The organism is Bacillus sp. SIMBA_031 (assembly GCF_046535225.1).
In the GTDB taxonomy this organism is placed as follows: domain Bacteria; phylum Bacillota; class Bacilli; order Bacillales; family Bacillaceae; genus Bacillus; species Bacillus velezensis.
In genome coordinates, this window is sequence record NZ_JAWRXC010000002.1 from 560333 (window position 1) to 584846 (window position 24514).

A 24514-nucleotide genomic window follows, 5' to 3' on the forward strand; every position below is an offset into this window, starting at 1 on the left:
TAAGTGTAATTTTCTAATTGGACCCCCTTTTTATAGACGCTTTGTTACGCCATTGGTTTCACGCTATGTAAAAAATAAGCATGGCAGCATCTACAAAAAGGGAAAGCCGCTTAAGTAAGCGGCTATAAAATTATTCTCCTAGTGCTTCTTTGCGAAGCGCATCCGCCTTGTCAGTACGCTCCCAAGGAAGATCCACATCATGACGTCCGAAGTGGCCGTAAGCAGCTGTCTGCTTATAGATCGGGCGGCGCAGATCAAGCATTTTAATAATGCCGGCAGGTCTCAGGTCGAAGTTATTCCGTACGACTTCGATCAGTTTTTCTTCAGAAGCTTTTCCTGTATCAAATGTATTGATAGAAATAGAAACAGGCTGTGCCACGCCGATTGCGTATGCAAGCTGCACTTCACAAGAATCAGCAAGACCTGCTGCCACGATGTTTTTCGCTACGTATCTCGCAGCGTATGCCGCAGAACGGTCTACCTTCGTCGCATCCTTACCGGAGAATGCACCGCCGCCGTGGCGTGCATATCCGCCGTATGTGTCAACGATGATTTTACGGCCCGTAAGACCCGCATCACCTTGAGGTCCGCCGATTACGAAACGTCCCGTAGGGTTGATGAAGTATTTTGTCTCTTCATCGATCAGTTCCTCAGGCACGACAGGATTAATGACATGCTCTTTCAGATTGCGCTGAATCTGCTCAAGCGTAATTTCCGGGTGGTGCTGAGTTGAAATAACGATCGCGTCGATGCGGACCGGCTTGTTGTTTTCATCATATTCAACGGTAACTTGCGTTTTGCCGTCAGGGCGAAGGTACGGAAGAATGTCTTCTTTGCGGACTTCGCTCAAACGGCGGGCTAATTTATGCGCCAAAGAGATCGGAAGCGGCATAAGCTCTTTCGTTTCGTTACACGCATAACCGAACATCAGGCCTTGGTCTCCAGCTCCGATTGCTTCGATTTCAGCATCGCTCATTGTGCCTTCACGCGCTTCAAGAGCCTGATCGACACCCATTGCGATATCCGCAGACTGTTCATCAATTGATGTTAAAACAGCGCAAGTCTCCGCATCAAATCCATATTTGGCGCGTGTGTAGCCGATTTCTTTAATCGTTTCACGGACTGTTTTCGGAATGTCAACGTATGTTGAAGTAGTAATCTCTCCGCTTACCAGCACAAGTCCTGTCGTTACAGATGTTTCGCAGGCCACGCGCGCGTTCGGGTCATTTTTTAAAATCTCATCTAAGATACTGTCAGAAATTTGGTCACAGATTTTGTCCGGATGACCCTCAGTAACAGATTCAGATGTAAATAGTCGACGGTTTTTACTCATTCACTTTTCCTCCTGAAAAAAGATCTTTTGCAAGACCTTCTCATATGATACGGAACTCGCTCCCTCTTAATACAATGTCATACTATATCAGAGAATGTTAATTGGCATATTTTATGAAATAAAAAAACCTTTTCCACTCGAGGAAAGGGTTTGGTCTGTGTGCCTTTCACTCTTATCGCTCAAGGAAAATATTAAACCTTGCATCAGGTTAGCACCTTGGTTTCCCACAGTGTTTTCACCTGCTTTTTTACAGAGAAACCGGTTGCTGGGCTTCATCGGGCCTGTCCCTCCGCCAGCTCGGGATAAGAGTATCCGCTCAATGAAATATCTTATCGTAAAAGGGCGGAAAGTGTCAATATGAATTAAAGCGATTACGCGCCTTTATTTCGGGAAGCAATGGAAAAACACAAACAAAAAACCCCAAATAGTATAGACTATTTTCAGATATATGTTATACTAATTCCACATTCAGCGAAATACAAATAAACCGGCAAAGGAAGGTTTTTATGAAATTAGTTGATTTAACCGCAGATCTTCAAGCATTACTTGCAAGTCCGAATGTGCATCATAATTTATCGGCTCCAAAACTTACCGAAAAAGTGATCAGCCGAAATGAAGGAACGCTGACATCAACGGGCGCCGTACGCGCCACCACCGGCGCATATACAGGCCGGTCACCTAAAGATAAATTTATCGTCCGTGAACAAAGCACAGAAAATCAAATTGATTGGGGCGCGGTGAATCAGCCCATTTCTGAAGAGGCGTTTGAAAAGCTGTACGCCAAAGTCGTCAGCTACTTAAAACAGCGGGATGAACTGTTTGTTTTTGAAGGATTCGCGGGAGCGGATGAAAAATACAGACTCCCGATTACGGTCGTAAATGAATTTGCGTGGCACAATTTATTCGCGCGCCAGCTGTTTATCAGACCGGAGACGGATGAAAGAGATCCGCAAGCGCAGCCTTTCACCATTCTCTCGGCTCCGCATTTTAAAGCAGATCCGGAGACGGACGGCACGCATTCGGAAACATTTATCATTGTCTCTTTCGAAAAGCGCGTCATTTTAATCGGCGGCACCGAATACGCCGGAGAAATGAAAAAATCAATATTCTCCATTATGAACTTCCTGCTTCCGCAGCAGGATATACTGCCGATGCATTGCTCAGCCAACGTCGGTGAAAAAGGCGATGTCGCCCTGTTTTTCGGCCTTTCCGGCACAGGGAAAACGACGCTTTCAGCCGATGCGGACCGCAAACTGATCGGCGATGACGAGCACGGCTGGTCAGATTCCGGCGTTTTCAACATTGAAGGCGGATGTTACGCTAAATGTATCAATCTGAGCGAGGAAAAAGAACCGCAGATTTTTCGTGCGATCCGCTTCGGGTCTGTTCTTGAGAATGTCGTGCTTGATGAAAAAACGGGTGAAGCGGATTACGACAATTCCTTCTACACGGAAAACACAAGAGCCGCATATCCGATTGAGATGATCGGCAATATCGTGCAGCCGAGCATTGCCGGCCATCCGCAGGCGATCGTCTTTTTAACGGCGGACGCATTCGGCGTGCTTCCTCCGATCAGCAAACTGACGAAGGAACAGGCGATGTATCATTTCTTAAGCGGGTACACCAGTAAACTCGCGGGAACCGAGCGCGGCGTGACATCTCCGCAAACGACTTTCTCGACGTGTTTCGGTTCACCGTTCCTTCCGCTTCCGGCGCATGTATATGCCGAAATGCTCGGGCATAAAATCGACGAACACGGCGTTCAAGTCTTCCTGGTCAACACAGGTTGGACCGGCGGAGGGTACGGAGTCGGAGAACGGATGAAACTTTCGTATACAAGAGCGATGGTCAAGGCCGCTATTGAAGGCAGACTGAACCAGACTGACATGACGGCAGACAGCATTTTCGGCCTGCGCAGCCCCGTTCATGTTCCGGGCGTTCCGAATGAAGTTCTTCAGCCTGAAAACACGTGGAGCGATAAACAAGCATACAACGAAAAAGCGCTGTTTTTAGCCAATGAGTTTAAAGAAAACTTTAAAAAGTTTTCCCATGCAGACTCGATTGCCAAAGCCGGCGGACCTCTCGTGTAATCAAAAAAGCCAAGGGCGTTTATGCCCTCGGCTTTTGTTTTTTCAGTTTGTCGAATGAAGCGACGTGAGTCTGTATGTAATGCTTGTCCGGCCGTTCGCCCATTCGAGCTTTTGGACCTCGCCGGTGCCGGATTTCTCGCCGGTTTTCGTTTTGCGCACGTCCATCGGAATATCAAGAGGATAGACGCGGTAGCCCTCTTTCTCCAATAAAAAGATATTTTCCTCTATCCGTTTTTCATTGCCTTTTGTCACAATCATGGTATTAAATTCAACAGGCATTCCCAAAATGAAAATCCCCTTTCATTCTCTTATTCTTTATTATCATATCATAAATCAGACATCTTACCGTGTCTTCATCCATTCCGCCAGCCGCCGGACAATGCGTCTGTTTTCCTGCGGCGGAAAATAATGCGTAAAACCGCTGTAATACCAAGTTTCCACCGGTTTCCCCGCCTCTTTCAGCTTGTCCTCGATCATCCGGGCGTGTTCGATCGAAACATTCTCATCATTCTCTCCATGGATGAGCAGCACAGGGGCCTGAATGCGGTCTGCGTTTTCAAACGGCGAACGCCGTCTGTATTCATCCGGCACCTTTTTCGGCGTGCCGCCGATCACCCGCTTCATCATCCGCCGCATATCCTTCCGCTCTTCATAAGTAAGCACCATATCGCTCACACCGCCCCATGATACGAGCGAAGCCGCTTGATGCCCCATTTCAATCGCGGTCAAAAGCCCCATGATTCCGCCCCGGGAAAAACCGAAAATATGCACCCGCCCTTCCCTGACGTTCGGATGCTCCCGAAGCAGGCGAAAAGCGGAAAACGCGTCCTCTCTGTCCTCTCCCGCAAAATCTTCATTTCCCTCGCCGCCCTGGTTGCCTCTGTAATAAGGCGCAAACACGACAAAGCCTTGGGAAGCGAATTGAATGATTCTTCCGGGGCGTACCATGCCGACATTTTTTATGCCGCCGCGCAAATATAAAAAACCGTCATATGTTCCCGGCGCCGCAGGCTCGGCAAGGAGCCCCTTTACCTTCAGCCCTTCTGACTCATAGCATACCTCAAAGAGGCGGACATGCGGACTCGGAGACGGGAACCTTTTCTTTTCTGCCAGCAAAACAATGCGCCTCCTTATATCATCAGTTTTTTTATTCTATCCCAACGTGAATATGGGCACTCACACATTTTTTATACCCATCATACGATATGTAAAGCAGAAAAGGTTATTTTAACGCTTAAAACAAGGAGGTTACACCGTGAACAAATGGCTCAAAACGGGCTGCGTTTTTGTCATATGCGCCTTTTTCCTGCTCATTCTTCCGGCTTGCAGACAGGAAGAAAGTCTGACGAAGGTAAAGGTGGCGGAAGTCACACACTCCATCTTCTATACGCCTATGTATGTCGCTGAGGCAAAAGGTTTCTTTAAAAAAGAAGGGCTCCAAGTGTCACTTCAAACAACATGGGGCGGGGACAAAACGATGACATCGCTTTTGTCAAACGGGTCTGATATCGCGCTGGTCGGTTCTGAAACATCCATTTACGTGGAGGCGCAGGGAGCAAAAGATCCGGTCATCAACTTCGCGCAGCTGACACAGACGGACGGCACATTTCTCGTGTCGCGGAAGGATGAGAAATCATTCAAATGGAGCGATTTAAAAGGAAAAACATTTCTCGGCCAGCGAAAAGGCGGCATGCCCCAAATGGCCGGTGAGTACGTCCTGAAAAAGAATCACATAGAGCCGAAAAAAGATATTAACCTCGTTCAAAACATTGATTTCGCCAATATTTCCAACGCATTCGCATCCGGAACGGGTGATTATGTGCAGCTGTTTGAACCGACGGCATCCCAGTTTGAAAAAGAAGGCATCGGCCATATCGTCGCATCCTTCGGAGAAGCTTCCGGCCAAGTGCCATACACAACCTTTATGGCAAAAGAAAGTTATTTGAAAACCAATGAAAAGACGGCGGAAAAATTCACCCGCGCCATCTATCGCGCCCAGCAATGGGTGGAAAGCCATCCGGCCAAAGACATCACAAAACTGATTCAGAAGGAATTTGCCAATACCGATCCGGTCATTATCGAAACATCGATAGAGCGCTATAAAAAACAAAAGTCATTCTCTGCAGACCCAGTACTGCAAAAGGATGAATGGGAACAGCTTCAATCTATTATGGATGAAGCCGGAGAGCTCCCGAAACATATTCCGTACAGCAAACTCGTCAACACAAAAATCGCCAAAAAAGTCACCTCAGAACAATAGGAGGAACATGAATGTCTTTTTTACATGTCGATCATGTAACACATACTTATTTCTCGCTGAAAGAAAGAACAACCGCCGTGAAAGATATACATTTCCAGATTGAAAAAGGGGATTTCATCTCCTTTCTCGGGCCGAGCGGATGCGGAAAAACAACACTCCTATCCATTCTGGCCGGCCTTATCACCCCTGCGCAAGGCCGGGTTCTGATTGAAGGAAGCGTGCCGAACCATAAAGAACACCAAATCGGTTATATGCTTCAGCAGGATTATTTATTTCCTTGGAAATCAATTGAGGAAAACGTGCTGCTCGGTTTACACATTTCAAAAACATTAACAGAAGAAAAAAGAGCTGAAGTTCTCAGCCTTCTGCCTAAGCTCGGATTAATCGGCGTTGAAAAAAAATACCCGAAAGAGCTGTCAGGCGGAATGCGGCAGCGGGCGGCACTTGCCAGAACTCTTGCGCCGGACCCGGGCCTGCTGCTCCTTGATGAACCGTTTTCCGCGCTGGACTTTCAAACGAAGCTTTCTTTGGAAAACCTTGTCTTCAGAACATTAAAGGATTTTCAAAAAACCGCCGTGCTCGTCACCCACGATATCGGTGAAGCCATCGCCATGAGCGATACGATCTATTTATTTTCGAATCAGCCGGGCACCATCCACCAAATATTCACCGTGCCTAAGGAGCTCGCGGCTTTAGATCCGTTTGACGCGCGTCAGGATCCGGCCTTTCAGCCGCTGTTTCAAACCATATGGAAGGAGCTGAATTCCCTTGAAAAACAGCAGCGGCACGATTGAACAGCTTCATCAGCAGTTTAAGAAAAGACACCAAAAAGAAAAGCTCCGGGTTCGTGCGTATCAGGCCGCCATTTTCATCGTATTTTTTGCCGGCTGGGAAATATCGAGCAGGGCGGGCTGGATCGATCCGTTAATCTTCAGCTCACCCTCCGCCGTTTGCAGGCTTTTAGTTGAAAAGATTGCGGACGCATCCCTTGCGGCGCACATCGGCGTAACCTTAGGAGAAACCGTTCTCGGCTTTTTGCTCGGCACGCTCCTCGGCACATGCCTCGCCGCTCTGTTATGGTGGTCAAACAGGCTCGCCCGGGTTTTAGACCCGTACCTCGTCATTTTAAACGCGATGCCGAAGGTCGCACTCGGACCGATTCTCATCGTGGCACTCGGACCGAATTTCACAAGCATTGTCGCCATGGGAGCAGTCATCAGTGTCATTATCACGACAATCGTCGTCTTTACGGCTTTTCAAGAAGTGGATGAAAACTATATTAAGGTCATGAAAACCTTCGGCGCGAAAAGAAGCATCATGTTTAAAGAAGTCATTCTGCCGGCATGCGCCCCCGCGATTATTTCCGCGCTTAAAGTGAACGTCGGTTTATCCTGGGTCGGTGTCATCGTCGGCGAGTTTCTCGTTTCCGAAAAAGGTCTGGGCTACATGATCATTTACGGATTCCAGGTCTTCAATTTCACTCTTGTGTTCTTAAGCCTTCTGATCATCGCGATTTTTGCGACATTGATGTATCAGGGAGTCGAACTGTTAGAAAGAAAATGGACGAAAGGAAAAATATAAAAAAGACCCGTGCGTAAGCGCCGGGTCTCCGTTTTTTATGATTGAAATACGCCGTCCTCTTTCAGCTTTTTCAGGCTGATCGGAAGCACCGAATCTTTCATAATGAAACTGAACTTTTTATTTCGCGGGAGATTCTCCGGCAGTTCGCTGAACAGCACCGGCCCCTTTGTTTCAAAATAATCAGCCTGTTTTTCAAGCTTTTCAATATCGGCAAAATAAATATTCTTCACGATTACCTTTTCTCTGCCGAGAACTTTATACTGTCCGACGTACTTCAGATGTCTTACCGCGGCACCGGTTTCTTCTTTCACCTCGCGCAGGGCCGCTTCCTCCGCACATTCCATCGGCTCCACTTTTCCGCCCGGAAATTCAAACCCCCGGTCTTCGTGCTCAGTCAAAAGCCACTTATCTCCGTATCGGCATATGACCCATACGTGCTTCGGGCTGTCTGAAAAAGGCTGGTGTTCAAAGGAGAGCTGAACAGTGTTCTGATAATAGTCTTTAAACTCGTACATGTTTATCCCTCTAATCCGTTCCTTCATATCTTCCATACATCATACCACAGTTGCGTTTGTTCGGAAGCCCTTTATCAAAAATTCAGAGGAAAACCATCATACCCGCTAGTATAGCCTCCTTTGAAGCAAATGTTACGGTTTGCGCTTGAATTTATTTTTCAGGGTATCCAATAGATCGACGAGCACCTGCGGGACCGGTATGCCCAACGAGCTTGCCGTAATCACGATCTGAACCGATTCGTATAAGATATAAAACATGATAGCCAAATTACGGATGGCGCCTTCGGTATGAAGCAGCTGGTCAAAAAAATGGCAAACTGAGACTAATGCCAGGGTCACGATTTTTTTGACCAGCCGCGCAAAAAGCTTTCTTGCGCTCAGCTGCTGCAAAAGAGATTCTTTTAAGCTTGTACTGATAAACTCAATCGCCATGACCGATAGCAAAATCAGAAACGAATACTGAAAACCTCCGAAGAAAAACCCCGCTGCCGACACGATCACTGCAAAAAACGAAAAGATGCCAAAGTCTTTGCCCACTTGATCCAACATCCTTTCACAGAAACGGCCTTACATTATTCTATGAAAAGTGAATGGAACGGACTGGATTTTTCAGAAAAATGGACAACACCTCTCTTCGGCAGCAAAATAAAAGACCGAGTGCTTTATAGCCCCGGTCTTCCCTTGTTGATTATCCTAAATACGCTTTCAGCATCCAGTTATGTTTTTCGATATTCTGGTGAATAGCAAGCAGCATATCACCGGTCGTTTCGTCTCCTACCTCATCTGCGAGGTCCATGCCGCTTTTCAGCTCTTCCGCAATGACAGTGAAATCATCATAAATGTTCTGTACCATTTGTTCTGCGCTCTCATTGCCTTCCGCTTCTTTTACAGACGCCGTCTTCAATGATTCCGTCATTGTGCCGATCGGCTTGCCGTTTAATGCCAGCAGACGTTCTGCCAGATCATCAATATATGTAGCCGTTTCGTTATACAGCTCCTCGAACTTTTCATGCAATGTGAAAAAGTCCTTCCCTTTGACGTACCAATGATAGTTATGTAATTTCACATACATGACCGTCCAGTTTGCAACTTGCTTATTGACTGCATCCAATAGTTTTTCTGACATGCCTATCTTCCTCCTTTGGTTTACTATTGATATACCCTATATATCGTGTGTTAAAACATAAATTTTTAGCCCTTGATTTTATGAATGGAAAATATGTTATGATTTGTTAAAAAGGAGGGATTTCATGCTGCTTCTTCTGAGCTTCGGCTTTCTTATCGTGCTCGCCGTGCTGCTTTTATCCATCTGGTCGACTGTAAGAGCTTATAATGTAAAACATACGATTGACCCGCCGGAGGACGCATCAAAAGGCTTGACGGATAAAAAAAATCCTTAATGATGATGTGTCTGTTCCTCATGGCCGGAGGAATCATCGGCAGCCTTAGCATCCCCGACACGCACTTTTACAGTCGGCATATTATGCTGCTGTTTTGCCGTTACGTGGGATTGAACGGTATACACACCCTCTTCATCAAATTCAGTCCGCAGGTGATACGCCCCTTTTTCCTCCTTGGCCTTGCTTGTTTTGCTGCTGCCTTTTTTTCCTTCTTTCCATACTTCAAACATGACTTCATCCGCATCCGTGACACGCTTGCCGCCGTAAAAAACCTCCGCCTTGTATTCCGCTTTTTCATGCGGCGCTGCCGTTTCCGGTCCTGTAAGCTTGACCTCAAGCGCTTTAGGCTCTTCATCCGCGGAGGTTTTGTCCGAATTGCTCCCGCAGGAAGATAATAGAAATACCATACCGCACATACCTGCCAATACAGCCCGTTTCATCCCATCACTCCTTTATGTTTGCTTCTATTTTAGCAAACGCTTACACATAAGGTGTGACATTTTTTAGAAATATGTAAAAAAGCCTTTTTGCATGTCAGCAAAAAGGCCTGTTTTTTATCCGAACACTTTCAGCAAATCTTCTTTATCTTGTGACAGCCAGAAACGCATCAGACGTTTCGCGCCTTCTAAATCATGAAGTTTCGCCTGGCCGCACTGTTTTTCGTTGGCCGCCGGAATCTCCGTAATATCGATGGCTTCTTTCAGCGTAGCGTCAAGCAGGTCTACAATTTCTTCCGCTGTCGGCTCGCCGCTGACAACAAGATAATAGCCTGTCTGGCAGCCCATCGGTGAGATATCTATGATGTCGAAGTGATCGTATTTCTCAGAATGTGTGCGAATCGTAAACGCAAGCAAGTGCTCAAGCGTATGAATCGTATCCGGCTTCATCGCCTGTTTGTTCGGCTGGCAGAAGCGAATGTCAAACTTATTCACGACGCCGTCTGTTCCGACTTTATGCACTCCGCAATGTCTTACATACGGAGCCACAACCGCATTATGGTCAAGCTCAAAACTTTCTACTGAAGGCATAATGGCACTCCCTTTTTTTCAGAATATGCATCCATTATAACACAGTTTTCCGATAAGAATTGTGGCGGAAGCTTTTCAATCTCAAATTTTTTTTCTATACTAGCATCAGAAAGGTGGTTTTTTGATGAAAACCATAATGATTGCTTTAATCCGCGGATACCAGAAGTTCATCTCTCCGCTGACACCGCCGTCATGCCGCTTTTATCCGACGTGTTCACAGTACGGAATCGAAGCCGTCAAGACTCACGGCGCATTAAAAGGCGGATGGCTGACACTGAAGCGGATTTTAAAGTGCCACCCTTTTCATCCGGGCGGTGTTGATCCCGTACCGGACAAAAAACAAAAACATTAGTCCATATGCTGGTAGCCGTCGATCACCAGATCAAGTTTACCGGTTTCAGGATCAATCACCAGACCGTGCACCGGCACATTGTCAGGGAATAGCGGATGGTGTTTAATGACGTTTACGCTGTCTGTAACACTCGCTTCTACTGAATCAAAGCTTTTCAGCCATTGATCAAGATCAACTCCTGAGTGCTTCAGCATGTCAATCCGCTCTTTCGGAATACCGCGGTCGATAATTTTATCGAGCATATCCTCGCTGTTGATTTTGCTCATGCCGCAATCATGGTGGCCGATAACGCAGACTTCATCGGCGTTTAATTCGTATACGGCCACTAAAAGGCTGCGCATGATACTTCCGAACGGGTGGGCGACAAGCGCGCCGGCACTTTTAATAATTTTCACATCGCCGTTTCGCATGTTCATCGCATGCGGAAGCAATTCTACAAGACGTGTGTCCATACAGGACAAAATCGCCATCTTTTTATCCGGGAATTTAGATGTTTGGTATTTTTCATAATCTTTGTTTTTAGTGAACTGCTCATTAAATTGCATGATATCGTTTAGAAGACTCATCTTGGTGTTTCCTTTCTGCTTTTTTATTCACAATATAACATAAGACGGGTCATTTCGTCACTCCCCGCACGGATGACAAAGTGCTCAATAAATAAGACAAGCCCCATTGGGCTTGTCTTATTTCCCCATATTGTATTTTTTGTTGAACTGTTCGACTCTCCCGCCTTTTTCGTTGAATTTTTGGCGGCCTGTATAAAACGGATGCGTATCTGAGCTGACCTCTACTTTAATCAGCGGGTATGTTTTTCCGTCTTCCCACTCCGCCGTTTCCTCTGATTTTTTCGTAGAATGGCTTAAAAAGCGATAGCCGCTGTTCACATCTTGAAAAATCACTTGATGATTATCCGGATGAATATCTTTTTTCATGCTGATCTCCCTTTCTCAAATCGTAATAATTACGTTTTATTTTAAACCTTAAATACCCTCTTGTCAATCATATATGCCCCGATCCCTTGATTTCTAAACCCTGCACATATATGGAATCGAAAGAATAATCTAATCGCTTCAGCAAATAATATAACCACATTACATAAAACGGTAATTTAGAAAGGCGGTTTATGATCGTGGATGATTTAGTGTTAGCCAGAAGCCTGTTCGGGACAACCATGGGCTTTCATATTATTTTTGCGACGCTTGGTGTCGGCTTGCCTCTGATGATTTTAATGGCTGAATTGATTTATCAAAAAACAAAAGATCCGCATTATGCCATTATGGCGAAAAGGTGGACGAAGGCGCAGGCTGTTCTGCTCGGCGTGGCGATACCGACCGGAACGATCGCGGGTACACAGCTTGCCCTTTTGTGGCCCGGATTCATGGAAGTCATCGGCAGGGTGATGTCCCTCCCGTTTCAGATTGAAATTTATGCTTTCTTTATCGAAGCGCTGTTTATGTCCATTTATGTCTACGCCGCTGACCGGCTGACTCCGGCTATGCGCATCATTGCCGTTATTTTCGTTTTGATCGGCGCCGCGGCATCCGCCGTCTTAATCACAAATGTTCACGCATTTGAAGGAACGCCGGCCGGCTTTAAAATTTTAAACGGCAAAATCACTGACGTCGAACCTTGGGCAGCGTTTTTTAATCCAAGCTTTTTCACCACCGCGGGCCATGTCGTACTGACGGCTTTCATGACCGGTGCATTTATCGTCGCGTCTGTTGCGGCTTATAAAATGCTGAGAACGAGAAAACAGGAGCAGGTATACCGCTTTCACCGAAAAGCGCTGCTGCTCGCCTTAACGATCGGCGGGATATTCTCCATTATTGCCTCTTTAAACGGTCACGAGTCAGCCCAGCTTCTTTACGAATACCAGCCTGAGAAGCTTGCGGGCGCAGAAGGGCTGTTTGAAACTAGATCACACGCTCCGCTTGCGATCGGGGGTTTTACTGATGCAAAAGAAGAAAAAGTAAAATGGGCGATAGAAGTGCCGTGGGCTTTAAGCTTTTTGGCTGCAAACAGCTTTGATACCGTCGTCAAAGGATTGAACGCGTTTCCGAAAGACGAGTGGCCGCCTTTATTCATCCATACACTGTTTAACGGAATGGTCGGCATCGGAATGCTGCTCATTTTGTACTCAATCATCGGCATCGTGTGGAGAAAAATTTTAAAGAAAGACAGCTTTCCGACTTGGCTTTTGATTTTATTTTTAACCGCAGGACCGCTCAGTCTGATCGGAATTGAATTCGGGTGGATATTCGCTTGTACGGGGCGGCAGCCATGGGTGATTTACCATCTCCTGAAAACGTCTGATGTCGTCACGACAACCGGTTCAATCGGTTTGCTGTTCATCCTGTTTACAGTGGTTTACGCCATTTTGGCAGCCGCAGTCATTTATGTGCTGCTTTATTATTTCCGCAAACATCCCGTTGAGGAGGATGTAAAAGCGGCGGAATCCTAACAATAGAAAGGGCTGAATTGAAATGGACATTACCATGGATGCTCTCATTGCGATATCAATCGTATGGGGCTTCGTGTTTATCTACGCGGTCATGGCAACGATGGACTTCGGAGCCGGCTTTTGGTCGATGATTTATTTAAATAGAGAACAAACAAAGGCGACAAACATCGCCAACCGTTATTTGTCCCCGACATGGGAAGTGACCAACGTCTTTATCGTCGCAATCGTTGTCGCCCTATTCAGCTTCTTTCCAGGGGCAACCTTCGTGCTGGGAACCGTTTTATTGATCCCGGGGAGTATTATTTTGCTGCTTTTAGCCATCCGCAGCGGCTTTCTCGTCTTCTCCAATACGGCGAAGGAAAGAAAAATCATGAGATATATCTCCGGAATTTCAGGCTTCATTATTCCCGCTGTGCTGATTTTGGTCCTTCCGGTCACACACGGAGGATTTATTGATAAGACGGGCGGCGTGTATCACCTGAATTTGGCAAATGTCTTTACAAGCCTTAATGCGTATGCGTTTATCGGCTTTGCCATTTTAAGCACTTTATTTTTATCTTCACTGCTTCTGGCCGATTTTTCAAATGTTGCGGAAGAGGAGCATGCGTACCGCATCTACAGACGGAGCTCTTTAATAACAGGGCCGCTGTCGCTTCTTTTTGCCTTCTTCATTATGCTGACATTACGCTCTGAAGCCGGCTGGCTGTATACGGGCATGATGAAAGACAAGACATGGCTCATTCTGTCTGTCATTACATTTATCATTGCCGGCGCGGCTCTGTTTTTGCCGAATAAGCGCTTCGGCCGCAACCTCGGCAAACCGAGAATCGCCATGATCGCCATTGCGCTTCAATACTTTCTGGCAAGCTATGCATACGGACGGGCGCATCTTCCTTATATGATTTATCCGGATATTACGGTCATGTCAGGATTTACGGAGCCGGCAACCTTCAGGGCGCTGTTTATGACGTATATCGTCGCTTTCATTATTTTGTTTCCCGGGTTTTATTTCTTCTGGAAGCTCTTTATGAAAGACAGACGTTATATCCGCCAGGAGGAATAACAAAAATCAGGGCGGCTCATACTAATGGCGTACCTTTTATCTTGGAGGGGAGCCAGCATGGACCAAAAAATTCTGTGTGAAGTCAATAACTGTTCATATTGGGGCAGGGGAAACAAATGCACGGCCGACGCTATATATGTGGTCAGCCATACAGGCGAAACCGCTGAAAAAAGTGAAGAAACGGATTGCAAAACCTTTAAACCGCATGATTTATAAAAGTAAAGAGCTGTTTTATACAGCTCTTTTTCATTTCCGCGCCGCAAGCCTTTTTGAAATCAGCCCCTGAGCCGGAGAAAACCGGGCGGATGAGAAGCATGGCAGAAAGGCGGTTCGTCGGCAAATATATGCGGCGGCAGACGGTACAATAGCATTCATGACAAGCACATAATTTTTTATCAAGATGTACATCTTGGCCCCAGCCAGAAAGCAACACCTGCGCGCTGTTTGAAGAATAAAAAAATCATCGCATTCGCCTATTAAAAAAACCGGCTGATACAGCCGGTTCAAACGGGGGAAGGGGTGATGATGAACAGTTTCAATATAACAGCAGCATACAGGCAGCTCAACTCGCTGAAATGTCTTTTTATCAGTTGTTTGTCGTAAAAACGTCCATTTGGGTGACGTATTTTCTCATTATTTCCTGATTGACTTCGACACCCAGTCCGGGACCGTCCGGAACAGAGATGAATCCCTCTTCAATACGTATGTCGGGAGTGACAATATCCTCCTCCCAGTATCGGTCTGATGAGGAGATATCACCCGGTATCGTAAATTGCGGCAGCGAAGCAAGCGCGACTGTCTGCGCTCTCGAAATGCCGGTTTCAAACATTCCGCCGCACCAAACCGGCATGTGATGCTCTCTGCATAAGTCATGTATTTTTAAAGCCTCTGTCAGGCCTCCTACACGCGCCGGTTTTATGTTAATGATTTTACAGCTCCCAAGCTCAATCGCCCGCCTCGCGTCATCATATGAGCATATGCTTTCATCGAGGCATACCGCGGTTCTCAAGTGTTTCTGCAGGTGGCGGTGATCGACAATATCATCTGCCTGAAGCGGCTGTTCTATCATCATGAGCTGGAATTCATCCAACTCTTTCAGCCTGCTGATGTCTTTCAGTTCATATGCCGAGTTGGCATCCGCCATCAGCGGTACGTTCGGAAAACGGCTGCGGATGACTCTGATCAGATCAACGTCATGGCCGGGCTGAATTTTTATTTTTATACGTTGATAACCTTCTTTTACGTATTGCTCAATTTCCCGAAGCATCTCATCAGCCGAAGCCAGACCCACCGCCACGCCGGCGGGCACTTTATCTCTTTTGCCCCCTAAGGCTTCTGCGAGAGATATCCCCTTTTTCTTGGCATATAGATCCCACACGGCTGATTCAAGCCCCGCTTTTGCCATGCGGTTTCCTTTGAAACGCGCGAGACTGTCAGGCACTTCTGACGGATGGAAAAACTCGCGGCCTACGATATTTGGGATGAAAAAATCTCTCAGCATATGCGCGCATGTCTGAATCGTTTCTTCTGTATACCACGGAGAAGAAAACGCCGATACCTCCCCCCAGCCGGTTCTCCCGGTTTCATCGATCGCTTCCACGATCAAAAATTTACGGTCCTGCAGCGTTTCAATACTTGTTTTAAACGGTTTTTTCAGCCTCATACTTACATGATAAAGGGTGATTTTTTCAATCTTAATCATGACAATTCTCCTTTACGAAGCTCATTCAGCCGATGCCTCATCAGTTTATTGGACGCGTTCCGCGGGAGCCCGTCAACCTCGAAAAAAGCAGCCGGTATTTTATATTTTGCAAGCCGCTCACGACAAAAGGCGGTCAGCTCCTCAGAACTGACAGAAGAAGTCAGCACGAGAAAAGCATGCGGCACTTTCCCCCACTTCGGATCTTCGGCTCCCGAAACACCGGCCTCCGCTACAGCCGGATGGGCAAGCAGCGCCGCTTCCACTTCTGCCGGGTAGATATTTTCTCCGCCTGAAATAATGAGGTCCGACCGCCTGTCCAGCACGTATAAAAACCCTTCATCATCCAAATAGCCAAGATCGCCCGTTTTAAACCATCCATTATGAAAAGCGGCCTGGTTTGCGTCGTCACGATGGTAATACCCTTTCATTACATTCGGGCCTTTCACCGTAATTTCACCGTGTTCAAACGGCGCACAAGGGTTTCCGTCTTTTTCAATTCTAATTTCGCATGAAAACAGCGGTTTACCGGCCGAGCCGAGCTTGTCCATACTGAATTCCGGAGAAAGCGTGACAATCTGTGAGCAGGTTTCAGTCAAGCCGTAAGATTGGAATACCGGAAATTGTTTCCTGCGGCATTCTTCAAGGAGCGGCAGCGGTGCCGGACCCCCGCCAAGCAGAATGCAGCGCAGTGATTCAGGACATTGTTCTGTTTCCGCAAGCAGGCCCGAAAGCATGGTCTGCACCGCTGAAATGATCGTGACCTGATGGGAGCTGATGCTGTCCAGCACATCAGTGACAGAAAATTTTTGATGAAGCACGACAGGCATGCCGTAAATGACCGACTTAAACAGCGCAGACAGACCGCTGATATGAAACAGCGGCAGCGCAATAAGCCAGCGGTCCCGCTCCGTGACCCCCAGATTCAGCGCAGACGATACAGCGCTGGAATAATGATTACCGAAAGTCTGCTGCACCCCCTTCGGCCTTCCCGTTGTTCCTGACGTATACATAAGAGTCGCCGTATCATCAAGCGTTACATAAGCTTCAGGTTCAATGTCACCCGCCTCTTCAGCCTGCAGCTCGTCCACGTCCGCGGCGGCGACCGCAGATTCATATTCTTCGCGGCAAAAACCGTCCTCCGTCAATAAAAGCTTTGCCTGTGAATCTTCGAGCTGAAACAACCGTTCCTGTTTTGAGAGTTTCGTATTCAACAGCACAACTTCCGCCCCTAATAAGAAGCAGGCGTGAACGGCATAAACCATTTCCGGTCTGTTAGAAAGCAAAATCGCGGCACGGTCTCCTTTTTTAAGCGAGCAGTATTTGGACAGCCGCGCGGCCATTTGTTTAGAAGCATGATATAATTCTCTGAATGTCATCTGTTTGTTTTCAAATATGAGAGCGATTCTCTCTGGTGTCAGCTGAGCCCTTTGAATGAGCCAATTCGGCTGTTCTGTCAGCATGTTATCATCTCCGAGGTAAAAGTACTTTTTTCGAAAAGAAAACAGCTTGGACCAGAGCGGCTCAAGCTGTTTCGTAGTGTCATCTGATCACGGAAAACGAGGGAATTGACCGAAATCGGGACTGCGTTTCTCTTTAAAGGAATCGCGGCCTTCTTTCGCTTCGTCAGTCGTGTAATAAAGAAGCGTTGCATCTCCTGCAAATTGCTGAATTCCGGCGAGGCCGTCTGTATCTGCGTTAAATGCCGCTTTAAGGAAACGAAGGGCTGTAGGGCTTTTCTCAAGCATTTCTTCACACCATTTAATTGTTTCCTCTTCAAGTTTCTCTAATGGGACAACCGTATTGACAAGCCCCATGTCGAGCGCTTCCTGCGCGTTGTATTGACGGCACAGGTACCAGATTTCACGGGCTTTCTTATGTCCGACGATACGCGCCAGGTAACCTGAGCCGTAACCTGCGTCAAAGCTTCCCACTTTCGGTCCGGTTTGGCCGAAAATCGCATTATCGGCCGCAATCGTTAAATCACAGACGATATGAAGCACATGGCCTCCGCCGATGGCATAGCCTGATACCATCGCTACGACCGGTTTAGGAATAACACGGATCAAACGCTGAAGATCAAGCACATTCAGACGCGGGATCTGATCATCTCCGACATATCCGCCGTGACCGCGGACTTTTTGGTCTCCGCCTGAACAGAATGCTTTATCTCCCGCTCCCGCAAGAACGATGACACCAATATTGGAATCATCACGCGCACAAGCAAACGCGTCAATCATTTCTGATACCGTCTTAGGAGTAAATGCGTTATGTACCTCCGGGCGGTTAATTGTTATTTTTGCAATACCGTTATACGTCTCGTACAGGATTTCATCGTACTGACGTTCACTTTTCCATTCTGCAGCCATTGATATGACCTCCTTCATTTTTGCCTGAGTCCGGCCGAAAAGCTATTTTCTTTATGCTTTACAAGCCGTATAAAAACTCACTTACTATCTTACCAAAAATTCGCGGCTGTTCCACATGTACCGTGTGCCCCGCCTGTTTGACAACCTCTATTTTACTTGATGGGAGCAGGTTATGCACCTTTTGATTAATAGCGCAAAACTTTTCATCCCATTCACCGCATATGAGCAGGACGGGCGCCTTGATGCGGTGTAATGCCTCCCACCAGGAAGGCTGTGAGCCCGTCCCCATTCCGAGCAGGCTTCCTGCAAGTCCGGACGGATTATTTTTCAGCCTGCCGGCGCGGATGGACGCCTTTACGCTGTCCGGCAGAGAAAGCTGCGAGGCAAACAACGGAATGCCCTCCCAATAATCGACAAACGATGTTATACCTTCCCGCAATATAAAGTCAGCAAGCTTCCGGTCTGACTGAATCCGCTTTTTGCGTTCCTGAAGCGTGCTCAGGCCCGGGGTTGTACTTTCCAAAACTAGCGCTGACACCCGATGCGGAAATGCCTGTGCAAAGGAATACGCAAGTCTTCCCCCCATAGAATAACCAATAAGTTTCACTTTGTGAAGTTTTAATTGATCAAAAACGGCGGCAAGGTCCGCAACCTGCCGGCTCGCACTGTACCTTGCCGCTTGCACAGGCGCGTCTGTCTCCCCGTGACCCAGGCAGTCAATCATCACCATTCGTTCGCCGGGAAACATGCCGCGTAAAAACATCCATGATTCTTTGCTGCCCGTAAATCCATGCAGACAAACAATAGCTTCAGATGATTCTTGACCGCTATCAGCAACCCGATAGCACACGCCGTCGGCCGTTTTAACAGTTACAGTTTCCATTCTTTTTTCACTTCCCGCACTGCGGCCTGCAGCAGATCGCGATGGAATTGAACTCTTGATGTCCGATCTGTTTTCAGCTCGATTATATGAAGTCCGGGCTTGTCCGCCTGCGGCTGATACGCATCCTTAAATGCTTCCCATGTCTCAGGGCAAGTATACGTCCCGCCGTACAGTGCGGCGGCATGCCGGAAATCAAGGCCCGTCGGCGTACCGAACAGTTCTTCAAAATGAGTCTTATCAGATGCCTGCGGCAAAAACGAGAAAATCCCGCCGCCATCATTGTTTATTAAAATAACCGTAAGTGGAATTCCAAGTTTTTTAGCCGCTAACAGCCCGTTTAAATCATGGTAAAACGATAAATCTCCAATTACAAGCGTGACAGGAGCTTTTGTACCTTCACACAGTCCCATAGCCGAGGAGACAACCCCGTCAATGCCGTTAGCGCCGCGGTTGGCATAAACACGGAAGGAACGATCTTGTTTTTCAAAGAACGTATCCACGTCGCGAATCGGCATGCTGTTGCCGACAAAAATCGAACTGCCTTCAGGGACAAGATGCTGAAGCTGACGATATACATTTCCTTCAAAAGATAAATCATCCATGCTCGCATCCTGTAAATGACTACGGAACCGCTCATTGACAAACTGCCATTTCTCAAGCCATCCGGACGGCCGTTTTCCGGTTTCAGCTGAACGGACCGCTTCCAAAAACACAGACGGATGGCAATGAATCATATGCGCGCCGGCCTGGGTGGGATCTCTCCATCCTCCGTCTTCATCGACGATAAACTGCTCAATGGCAGGATCATCTCTGAGCCATAAAAAGAGCGGTTTGGAAACCGGCATCGGGCCGAAGCGGATCACAGCGTCCGGGCGAAGCGCCTCTTTTATTTCTTCATCTTTTAAAAACGAGTCATAAGCATCAATAATCAGCGTCTTATCATGCTCCCCGTTTCGGAGGTTTGAAAGCGGGTCAGCTAAAATCGGGAACTGAAGCATCTCGGCAAGCGCGATGATTTGCTGCTTTTCTGCTTCACCGTGAATTTCGCCGCAGACGATCATACCTCTTTCGGTTCCCGCAAGACGCTCTGTAATATGACAGAGAGAATCTTGATCAGCTGACTGAATCCCTGTTGTGACTGAGACGTGCCGCCCCTTTCTCATTCTTTCAAAAGGTCCGGCTGATAAATCCGGCATCAAAGGCTCTCTGAGCGGCACATTGATATGGACTGGGCCCATCGGGCGCTTCCCGGCTTCACTTACGGCTCTGCCGGCCAATGTTCTGATATAGCTCAGCATTTGAGGATTTTCTTCAGGCAGAGCTGAGTCTGTGAAAAACTTAACAAAGTTACCGAACAGAAAATGCTGGTTAATCGCCTGAGGCGCCCCCACTTCCCTCAATTCATGAGGCCGGTCAGCAGTCAGGACAATAAGAGGCACTCTTGAATAATGAGCTTCAATCACGGCCGGATAGAAGTTAGCCGCCGCCGTTCCTGACGTACAAATCAGCATCACCGGACGCTGACGGGCTTTTGCAAGACCGAGTGCGAAAAAACCTGCGGATCGTTCATCAATCTGTATATGGACTTGAATATCCGGGTGGGCCGCCGCCAAAACCGCCAAGGGAGTTGACCTCGACCCCGGGCAAACAACCGCGTCGGTGACACCCGATAGAGCGAATTCATCAATAAAGCTTCCGATATAATGTGTAATTGGGTTTGTCAAAGCCTTTCACCTCCTAAAGCAGAGATCATCGGCTTTAGTTTAATTTGAGTTTCTTCATATTCTGATTGCGGATCTGAATCTTCAACAATGCCGCAGCCTGCGAAAAGCCGCGCATTTTTGCCTTCAATCAGCCCTGATCGGATAGCCACGACAAATTCTCCGTTTTCCCTGCCGTCCATCCAGCCGATCGGAGCCGCATACCATCCGCGTGTCATCGGTTCAATATCAGCGATAACTTCAACAGCTTTCTGCTGGGGAGCTCCGCCCAATGCCGGTGTGGGGTGCAGCTTTTCAATTAAATCAAACAGCGAAGCGGACGTTTTAAGATGGCCTGTGATCGGTGTATATAGATGCTGAACACTTTTTGTTTTATATAATTGCGGACCTGCAGGCTTTTTCACATCGCTGCAGCTCGACAAGAAAGAATCGTGTATCATCTGAACCACAAAATCATGTTCCGCGAGATTTTTTTCGTCATGCAGCAGCTCTTTGCCGAGGCGGTCATCTTCTTGTTGATTTTCTCCGCGCTTAATTGAACCTGCCAGACAGGTGGACATAACGTCTTTGCCGGATTTTTTGATCAGCCGTTCCGGTGAAGCGCCGACAAAGCATTTATCTCCCTGCTCAATCGCAAAAACATAGCTTGTCGTTTGGTCCGTCAAAAGCTTGCGGACAACGCTCTCTGTCGGAATAGGCCCATCATATGACAAAACGACTTCCCTTGCCAGCACGACTTTATCATATTGATTTGCTTTCATATCATTTGTTGCTGTTTTAATGGCTTCAAGCCAGTTTTCCACATCAAGTTCTTCCGCTTTTGTTAAAACAGGATATTCTTCATACTCGATTGAAGAAACTGAAAAAGCTTCCGAAAAAGATTTCAGACGTTTCAGCGTATCTTCTGCCTGATTACCGTCTGCCGCCCATTGATTGACGGTTAAATAATCACCATCTGCCGTCTTTGTCAGCATGAGCGAGGGGATAAAGAACAGTCCTTCTTCGAACCCGTTCCATTCGTCTCCTCTCTCTTCAGCGGGATTAAATGAAAAACCGCCGAATAAGACAGGGCCGACCGCGGTATGCGCCGCCTCTTCTTCATGAATATGAAAAGCCGTCTTTTTAAAGCGCTCCCATTGTTCAAAAACGTCGTGATAACGCTTTCCATTTTTTTCATTCGATTGGAACAGCGCTTCTGTGCCAAGACCGACTATTGTTAATTCACTACCGGGTTCTGACCAAAAAAATCGTTTGCCTTTATATTTTTTTGCTCCGTCTTTGAAAAATGATAGAGGGTCTAAAGACGCAATACGTCTTGAATAGCTCAATAAGACAGCATGGTTGACTTGTTTGGCTTTATGTAATGCATGATCTGCTTCCTCTCGGAACGTATGCTGCACCGTTGTCACCATGAGACATTCCTCCATAATCCGTTAAATGCTTTTAATACAATACACCTGTGATGACTTTGTGTCAAACACACAGATTTGAGCACGACAAAATGCCTGCATTTCTTATTATAAACCTTTTTGCGCAAATGAATAAAGAAACAAACTTGAATTTTCTTTCCCCACTCTCGGCAATCACTGTATCCTTTTACTTCGTCATGGGAAAATGACTATTTTTATCCACCATTTTTCTGCGCAAAAGCGTTCATACTAACAGTAAGCATCACATAGAAACGAGGGATTGATGTGCTTACAAACGAACAGATCACACACTTAAAAAAAGAATTGGAAGAAGCCAGACATGATATTTTAAGCCGCTTTAAAGAAAATGACCAATTTCAGTTAACTGATGAATTCCCGTATCAGTCATCCGGCGAATTGTCTTCCTATGACAATCATCCCGGCGATCAGGCGACCGAATTATACGAGCGGGAAAAAGACCTGGCTCTGCTCGACCATGAACGGGAGCACCTTCGCGACATTGATTACTCTCTGAAACAAATTGAAAACGGCACATACGGCACATGTGAAGTCAGCGGCAAGGACATCCCTTATGACAGACTCGAAGCTCTGCCGACGGCTACGACATTGGCGGAATATTCGTCGCAGGATGCTGTTTCCAAAGACAGGCCGATTGAAGAGGAAACACCGTTCGGACAGTTTGAATTTGATGATGATGAATCAATCCGGGCGGCTTACGATAGTGAAGATGCTTATCAGGATGTTGAGGAATACGGAAGCTCAGAAACGCCTCAGGATTTAGAGGATCCGCCGCTCAGCTATGGGGATATGACAATGAACTCTGAAGAAAACATCGGCTATGCTGAGGATTATGAAAACTTTATCGCGACAGATATTACCGGAAAAAACATTTCCGTGTATCCAAGCAAAGCACACGAAAAATATGAACAGGAACTGGACGAAGAAGGAATAATGACGACCTTTGGCGATCTTCATGCTGATTAAAACCCCGGCCTGCCGGGGTTTTTGAATACAAATAAATGGTTTGCTGCATTTTCACACTGAAAACTCATACACTTAATGGTGCATGAACCTTTCAAAAGGTTTATCTTTCCAAAAAAGGGAACTAATATATTGACATTGAATGGCGGAGGGAACAAATGAAAAAGAAGTATATCGGTGCGATTATTGTATTTATCATTACATATGTCTTGTTTTCTTTAGCGGGGTTTCTCTTTCCCATCGACCGGGAATGGTACGACGCGCTGCAAAAACCTGACTGGACGCCGAGCAGATCAGTGATCGGCATCATATGGGCGGTTTTGTTTGCGCTTATTTCGCTCTCAGCAGCCTTGATATACGCAAAGTTTTCATGTTCAGAATCCAAAGCTTTTTGGGTGATGCTTCTCATCAATTATATCGTGAATCAAGGGTTCAGCTATTTTCAATTCACACAGAAAAATTTGCTTGCTGCATCTATCGATTGCCTGCTTGTGGCGGTGACAACACTCATTCTGTTGCTCATTGCCGGTAAATACAGTAAAGCTTCAGCCTGGCTTCTGGTTCCTTATTTATTATGGAGCGCTTTTGCCACATACCTGTCTTTTACCATTTACGCTATGAACGCATAAGAAAAAACCTTGCATACTATGCAAGGTTTTTTTAATGACCCGTACGGGATTCGAACCCGTGTTACCGCCGTGAAAGGGCGGTGTCTTAACCGCTTGACCAACGGGCCTTATGGCGGAGAAGGAGGGATTTGAACCCTCGCGCCGCTTACACGACCTACACCCTTAGCAGGGGCGCCTCTTCAGCCACTTGAGTACTTCTCCGTATGGCTCCACAGGCAGGATTCGAACCTGCGACCGATCGGTTAACAGCCGATAGCTCTACCACTGAGCTACTGTGGAAAAATCATCATGGTGGGCCTGAGTGGACTCGAACCACCGACCTCACGCTTATCAGGCGTGCGCTCTAACCAGCTGAGCTACAGGCCCATGACAATATAAAAATGGAGCGGGTGATGGGAATCGAACCCACGACATCAGCTTGGAAGGCTGAGGTTTTACCACTAAACTACACCCGCATGTTGTTTGGGGCGATTGATGGGAATCGAACCCACGAGTGCCAGAGCCACAATCTGGTGCGTTAACCACTTCGCCACAACCGCCAAAACAATATTAAATTAAATGGTGGCTCGGGACGGAATCGAACCGCCGACACACGGATTTTCAGTCCGTTGCTCTACCAACTGAGCTACCGAGCCTTTTTATAAATGGCGGTCCGGACGGGACTCGAACCCGCGACCTCCTGCGTGACAGGCAGGCATTCTAACCAACTGAACTACCGG

At 47.0% G+C, this 24514-nt stretch carries 27 protein-coding genes, 7 tRNA genes and 1 riboswitch; of the genes, 11 read left to right on the forward strand and 23 right to left on the reverse strand.

From position 1 onward, the window contains the following. Positions 1-130: 130 nt before the first annotated feature. Positions 131-1333, reverse strand: coding sequence for a methionine adenosyltransferase (gene metK, locus SB724_RS09685; protein ID WP_003152253.1), 1203 nt, complete (start codon positions 1331-1333; stop codon positions 131-133). 169 nt (positions 1334-1502) lie between these two features. Continuing rightward, a riboswitch (SAM riboswitch) is annotated at positions 1503-1642 on the reverse strand. A 197-nt stretch (positions 1643-1839) separates the two neighbouring features. Between metK and pckA the strand changes: the two genes are divergently transcribed. Then, a complete protein-coding gene (gene pckA, locus SB724_RS09690; RefSeq protein ID WP_224182047.1) occupies positions 1840-3423 on the forward strand; it encodes a phosphoenolpyruvate carboxykinase (ATP) in 1584 nt (527 codons plus the stop codon). A gap of 42 nt (positions 3424-3465) precedes the next feature. Here the strand turns inward: pckA and SB724_RS09695 are convergent, their stop codons facing one another. Both SB724_RS09695 and SB724_RS09700 read right to left on the reverse strand, forming a co-directional pair. After that, complete coding sequence (locus SB724_RS09695) at positions 3466-3708, reverse strand: DUF2584 domain-containing protein (RefSeq protein ID WP_003152249.1); 243 nt, start codon at positions 3706-3708, stop codon at positions 3466-3468. Positions 3709-3765: 57 nt separating this feature from the next. Then, positions 3766-4539: an alpha/beta hydrolase family protein gene (locus tag SB724_RS09700; RefSeq protein ID WP_265971042.1), complete on the reverse strand. Its 774-nt coding sequence runs from the start codon at positions 4537-4539 to the stop codon at positions 3766-3768. Between the two features lie 139 nt (positions 4540-4678). Between SB724_RS09700 and SB724_RS09705 the strand changes: the two genes are divergently transcribed. From SB724_RS09705 to SB724_RS09715, 3 genes are read left to right on the forward strand one after another with little or no spacing between them, the layout of a single operon-like run. Continuing rightward, positions 4679-5683 (forward strand): ABC transporter substrate-binding protein, encoded by a 1005-nt coding sequence (locus SB724_RS09705; RefSeq protein ID WP_410570922.1) that lies wholly within the window; start codon positions 4679-4681, stop codon positions 5681-5683. 11 nt (positions 5684-5694) lie between these two features. Continuing rightward, positions 5695-6477: an ABC transporter ATP-binding protein gene (locus SB724_RS09710; protein ID WP_082998872.1), complete on the forward strand. Its 783-nt coding sequence runs from the start codon at positions 5695-5697 to the stop codon at positions 6475-6477. Then, positions 6452-7264 (forward strand): ABC transporter permease, encoded by an 813-nt coding sequence (locus tag SB724_RS09715; RefSeq protein ID WP_410570924.1) that lies wholly within the window; start codon positions 6452-6454, stop codon positions 7262-7264. Before SB724_RS09710 ends, SB724_RS09715 begins: the two co-directional genes overlap by 26 nt. A 35-nt stretch (positions 7265-7299) precedes the next feature. On the opposite strand, the gene ytkD is transcribed toward SB724_RS09715, so the two are convergent. From ytkD to SB724_RS09730, 3 genes are all read right to left on the reverse strand, one after another. Continuing rightward, complete coding sequence (gene ytkD / locus SB724_RS09720; RefSeq protein ID WP_003152244.1) at positions 7300-7779, reverse strand: RNA deprotection pyrophosphohydrolase; 480 nt, start codon at positions 7777-7779, stop codon at positions 7300-7302. 132 nt (positions 7780-7911) lie between these two features. After that, positions 7912-8316 (reverse strand): phage holin family protein, encoded by a 405-nt coding sequence (locus SB724_RS09725; RefSeq protein WP_007408834.1) that lies wholly within the window; start codon positions 8314-8316, stop codon positions 7912-7914. A 151-nt stretch (positions 8317-8467) separates the two neighbouring features. After that, positions 8468-8905: a Dps family protein gene (locus tag SB724_RS09730; protein ID WP_007408835.1), complete on the reverse strand. Its 438-nt coding sequence runs from the start codon at positions 8903-8905 to the stop codon at positions 8468-8470. A gap of 124 nt (positions 8906-9029) precedes the next feature. Between SB724_RS09730 and ytzI the strand changes: the two genes are divergently transcribed. After that, positions 9030-9179, forward strand: coding sequence for a YtzI protein (gene ytzI / locus SB724_RS09735; protein WP_007408836.1), 150 nt, complete (start codon positions 9030-9032; stop codon positions 9177-9179). On the opposite strand, the gene SB724_RS09740 is transcribed toward ytzI, so the two are convergent. Then, positions 9176-9619 carry a FixH family protein gene (locus SB724_RS09740; protein ID WP_410570926.1) on the reverse strand — a complete coding sequence of 148 codons (444 nt, stop codon included), beginning with the start codon at positions 9617-9619 and terminating at the stop codon, positions 9176-9178. The two genes, ytzI and SB724_RS09740, sit on opposite strands and share 4 nt — an antisense overlap. 114 nt (positions 9620-9733) lie before the next feature. Beyond that, positions 9734-10207 carry an S-ribosylhomocysteine lyase gene (locus tag SB724_RS09745; RefSeq protein WP_003152237.1) on the reverse strand — a complete coding sequence of 158 codons (474 nt, stop codon included), beginning with the start codon at positions 10205-10207 and terminating at the stop codon, positions 9734-9736. A 124-nt stretch (positions 10208-10331) separates the two neighbouring features. Between SB724_RS09745 and yidD the strand changes: the two genes are divergently transcribed. Further along, a complete protein-coding gene (yidD, locus tag SB724_RS09750) occupies positions 10332-10559 on the forward strand; it encodes a membrane protein insertion efficiency factor YidD (RefSeq protein ID WP_003152235.1) in 228 nt (75 codons plus the stop codon). Here yidD and SB724_RS09755 read toward each other — a convergent pair. Both SB724_RS09755 and SB724_RS09760 read right to left on the reverse strand, forming a co-directional pair. Beyond that, on the reverse strand, positions 10556-11125 hold the full coding sequence (locus SB724_RS09755) for a beta-class carbonic anhydrase (RefSeq protein ID WP_003152233.1): 570 nt from the start codon (positions 11123-11125) through the stop codon (positions 10556-10558). The genes yidD and SB724_RS09755 overlap by 4 nt on opposite strands. Before the next feature lie 117 nt (positions 11126-11242). Continuing rightward, the gene (locus SB724_RS09760) at positions 11243-11491 is read right to left on the reverse strand and encodes a type B 50S ribosomal protein L31 (protein WP_007613295.1); all 249 of its coding nucleotides are present in this window, start codon (positions 11489-11491) and stop codon (positions 11243-11245) included. 197 nt (positions 11492-11688) lie between these two features. Here SB724_RS09760 and SB724_RS09765 point away from each other — a divergent pair, with 197 nt between their 5' ends. From SB724_RS09765 to SB724_RS09775, 3 genes are read left to right on the forward strand one after another with little or no spacing between them, the layout of a single operon-like run. Beyond that, on the forward strand, positions 11689-13020 hold the full coding sequence (locus SB724_RS09765) for a cytochrome ubiquinol oxidase subunit I (RefSeq protein ID WP_003152226.1): 1332 nt from the start codon (positions 11689-11691) through the stop codon (positions 13018-13020). Positions 13021-13042: 22 nt separating this feature from the next. Further along, on the forward strand, positions 13043-14083 hold the full coding sequence (locus tag SB724_RS09770) for a cytochrome d ubiquinol oxidase subunit II (protein ID WP_224182042.1): 1041 nt from the start codon (positions 13043-13045) through the stop codon (positions 14081-14083). Between the two features lie 57 nt (positions 14084-14140). Then, positions 14141-14299, forward strand: a complete 159-nt coding sequence (locus SB724_RS09775) for a DUF1540 domain-containing protein (RefSeq protein ID WP_007408842.1) — start codon at positions 14141-14143, stop codon at positions 14297-14299. A 370-nt stretch (positions 14300-14669) separates the two neighbouring features. On the opposite strand, the gene menC is transcribed toward SB724_RS09775, so the two are convergent. From menC to SB724_RS09805, 6 genes are all read right to left on the reverse strand, one after another. After that, the gene (gene menC / locus SB724_RS09780; RefSeq protein ID WP_105937410.1) at positions 14670-15785 is read right to left on the reverse strand and encodes an o-succinylbenzoate synthase; all 1116 of its coding nucleotides are present in this window, start codon (positions 15783-15785) and stop codon (positions 14670-14672) included. Further along, positions 15782-17245 carry an o-succinylbenzoate--CoA ligase gene (locus SB724_RS09785; RefSeq protein WP_410570929.1) on the reverse strand — a complete coding sequence of 488 codons (1464 nt, stop codon included), beginning with the start codon at positions 17243-17245 and terminating at the stop codon, positions 15782-15784. Before SB724_RS09785 ends, menC begins: the two co-directional genes overlap by 4 nt. An 87-nt stretch (positions 17246-17332) precedes the next feature. After that, complete coding sequence (gene menB, locus SB724_RS09790) at positions 17333-18151, reverse strand: 1,4-dihydroxy-2-naphthoyl-CoA synthase (RefSeq protein WP_003152221.1); 819 nt, start codon at positions 18149-18151, stop codon at positions 17333-17335. 58 nt (positions 18152-18209) lie between these two features. Further along, positions 18210-19034 (reverse strand): 2-succinyl-6-hydroxy-2,4-cyclohexadiene-1-carboxylate synthase, encoded by an 825-nt coding sequence (gene menH / locus SB724_RS09795; protein ID WP_410570932.1) that lies wholly within the window; start codon positions 19032-19034, stop codon positions 18210-18212. Then, positions 19022-20758, reverse strand: a complete 1737-nt coding sequence (gene menD / locus SB724_RS09800; RefSeq protein WP_410570934.1) for a 2-succinyl-5-enolpyruvyl-6-hydroxy-3-cyclohexene-1-carboxylic-acid synthase — start codon at positions 20756-20758, stop codon at positions 19022-19024. The genes menH and menD overlap by 13 nt, the downstream gene beginning before the upstream one ends. Continuing rightward, positions 20755-22167, reverse strand: coding sequence for an isochorismate synthase (locus SB724_RS09805; protein WP_044801509.1), 1413 nt, complete (start codon positions 22165-22167; stop codon positions 20755-20757). The genes menD and SB724_RS09805 overlap by 4 nt, the downstream gene beginning before the upstream one ends. A 282-nt stretch (positions 22168-22449) precedes the next feature. Between SB724_RS09805 and SB724_RS09810 the strand changes: the two genes are divergently transcribed. Together SB724_RS09810 and SB724_RS09815 are read left to right on the forward strand one after the other, a co-directional pair. Then, positions 22450-23169 (forward strand): TraR/DksA C4-type zinc finger protein, encoded by a 720-nt coding sequence (locus SB724_RS09810; RefSeq protein WP_265971023.1) that lies wholly within the window; start codon positions 22450-22452, stop codon positions 23167-23169. A 155-nt stretch (positions 23170-23324) separates the two neighbouring features. Next, positions 23325-23795, forward strand: coding sequence for a TspO/MBR family protein (locus tag SB724_RS09815; protein ID WP_265971022.1), 471 nt, complete (start codon positions 23325-23327; stop codon positions 23793-23795). 35 nt (positions 23796-23830) lie between these two features. Here SB724_RS09815 and SB724_RS09820 read toward each other — a convergent pair. From SB724_RS09820 to SB724_RS09850, 7 genes are all read right to left on the reverse strand, one after another. Further along, a tRNA-Glu gene (locus SB724_RS09820) sits at positions 23831-23902 on the reverse strand. Positions 23903-23905: 3 nt separating this feature from the next. Next, positions 23906-23996 (reverse strand) — tRNA-Ser (locus tag SB724_RS09825). A gap of 3 nt (positions 23997-23999) precedes the next feature. Continuing rightward, positions 24000-24074, reverse strand: a tRNA-Asn gene (locus SB724_RS09830). A 10-nt stretch (positions 24075-24084) separates the two neighbouring features. Then, positions 24085-24161, reverse strand: a tRNA-Ile gene (locus SB724_RS09835). A gap of 15 nt (positions 24162-24176) precedes the next feature. Next, positions 24177-24250: transfer RNA gene (locus tag SB724_RS09840), tRNA-Gly, on the reverse strand. A gap of 8 nt (positions 24251-24258) precedes the next feature. Further along, positions 24259-24334: transfer RNA gene (locus tag SB724_RS09845), tRNA-His, on the reverse strand. A gap of 20 nt (positions 24335-24354) precedes the next feature. Then, positions 24355-24430: transfer RNA gene (locus SB724_RS09850), tRNA-Phe, on the reverse strand. Positions 24431-24514 lie beyond the last annotated feature (84 nt).

Coding starts and splice junctions, on each gene's coding strand:
- metK (WP_003152253.1), bottom strand. CDS start 1,333: ATGAGTAAAAACCGTCGACTATTTACATCTGAATCTGTTACTGAGGGT.
- SB724_RS09745 (WP_003152237.1), bottom strand. CDS start 10,207: ATGCCTTCAGTAGAAAGTTTTGAGCTTGACCATAATGCGGTTGTGGCT.
- SB724_RS09775 (WP_007408842.1), top strand. CDS start 14,141: ATGGACCAAAAAATTCTGTGTGAAGTCAATAACTGTTCATATTGGGGC.
- SB724_RS09710 (WP_082998872.1), top strand. CDS start 5,695: ATGTCTTTTTTACATGTCGATCATGTAACACATACTTATTTCTCGCTG.
- pckA (WP_224182047.1), top strand. CDS start 1,840: ATGAAATTAGTTGATTTAACCGCAGATCTTCAAGCATTACTTGCAAGT.
- SB724_RS09770 (WP_224182042.1), top strand. CDS start 13,043: ATGGACATTACCATGGATGCTCTCATTGCGATATCAATCGTATGGGGC.
- menH (WP_410570932.1), bottom strand. CDS start 19,034: ATGGAAACTGTAACTGTTAAAACGGCCGACGGCGTGTGCTATCGGGTT.
- SB724_RS09760 (WP_007613295.1), bottom strand. CDS start 11,491: ATGAAAAAAGATATTCATCCGGATAATCATCAAGTGATTTTTCAAGAT.
- SB724_RS09815 (WP_265971022.1), top strand. CDS start 23,325: ATGAAAAAGAAGTATATCGGTGCGATTATTGTATTTATCATTACATAT.
- menB (WP_003152221.1), bottom strand. CDS start 18,151: ATGGCTGCAGAATGGAAAAGTGAACGTCAGTACGATGAAATCCTGTAC.
- SB724_RS09785 (WP_410570929.1), bottom strand. CDS start 17,245: ATGCTGACAGAACAGCCGAATTGGCTCATTCAAAGGGCTCAGCTGACA.
- SB724_RS09805 (WP_044801509.1), bottom strand. CDS start 22,167: ATGGTGACAACGGTGCAGCATACGTTCCGAGAGGAAGCAGATCATGCA.
- menC (WP_105937410.1), bottom strand. CDS start 15,785: ATGATTAAGATTGAAAAAATCACCCTTTATCATGTAAGTATGAGGCTG.
- ytzI (WP_007408836.1), top strand. CDS start 9,030: ATGCTGCTTCTTCTGAGCTTCGGCTTTCTTATCGTGCTCGCCGTGCTG.
- SB724_RS09740 (WP_410570926.1), bottom strand. CDS start 9,619: ATGAAACGGGCTGTATTGGCAGGTATGTGCGGTATGGTATTTCTATTA.
- ytkD (WP_003152244.1), bottom strand. CDS start 7,779: ATGTACGAGTTTAAAGACTATTATCAGAACACTGTTCAGCTCTCCTTT.
- SB724_RS09730 (WP_007408835.1), bottom strand. CDS start 8,905: ATGTCAGAAAAACTATTGGATGCAGTCAATAAGCAAGTTGCAAACTGG.
- yidD (WP_003152235.1), top strand. CDS start 10,332: ATGAAAACCATAATGATTGCTTTAATCCGCGGATACCAGAAGTTCATC.
- SB724_RS09755 (WP_003152233.1), bottom strand. CDS start 11,125: ATGAGTCTTCTAAACGATATCATGCAATTTAATGAGCAGTTCACTAAA.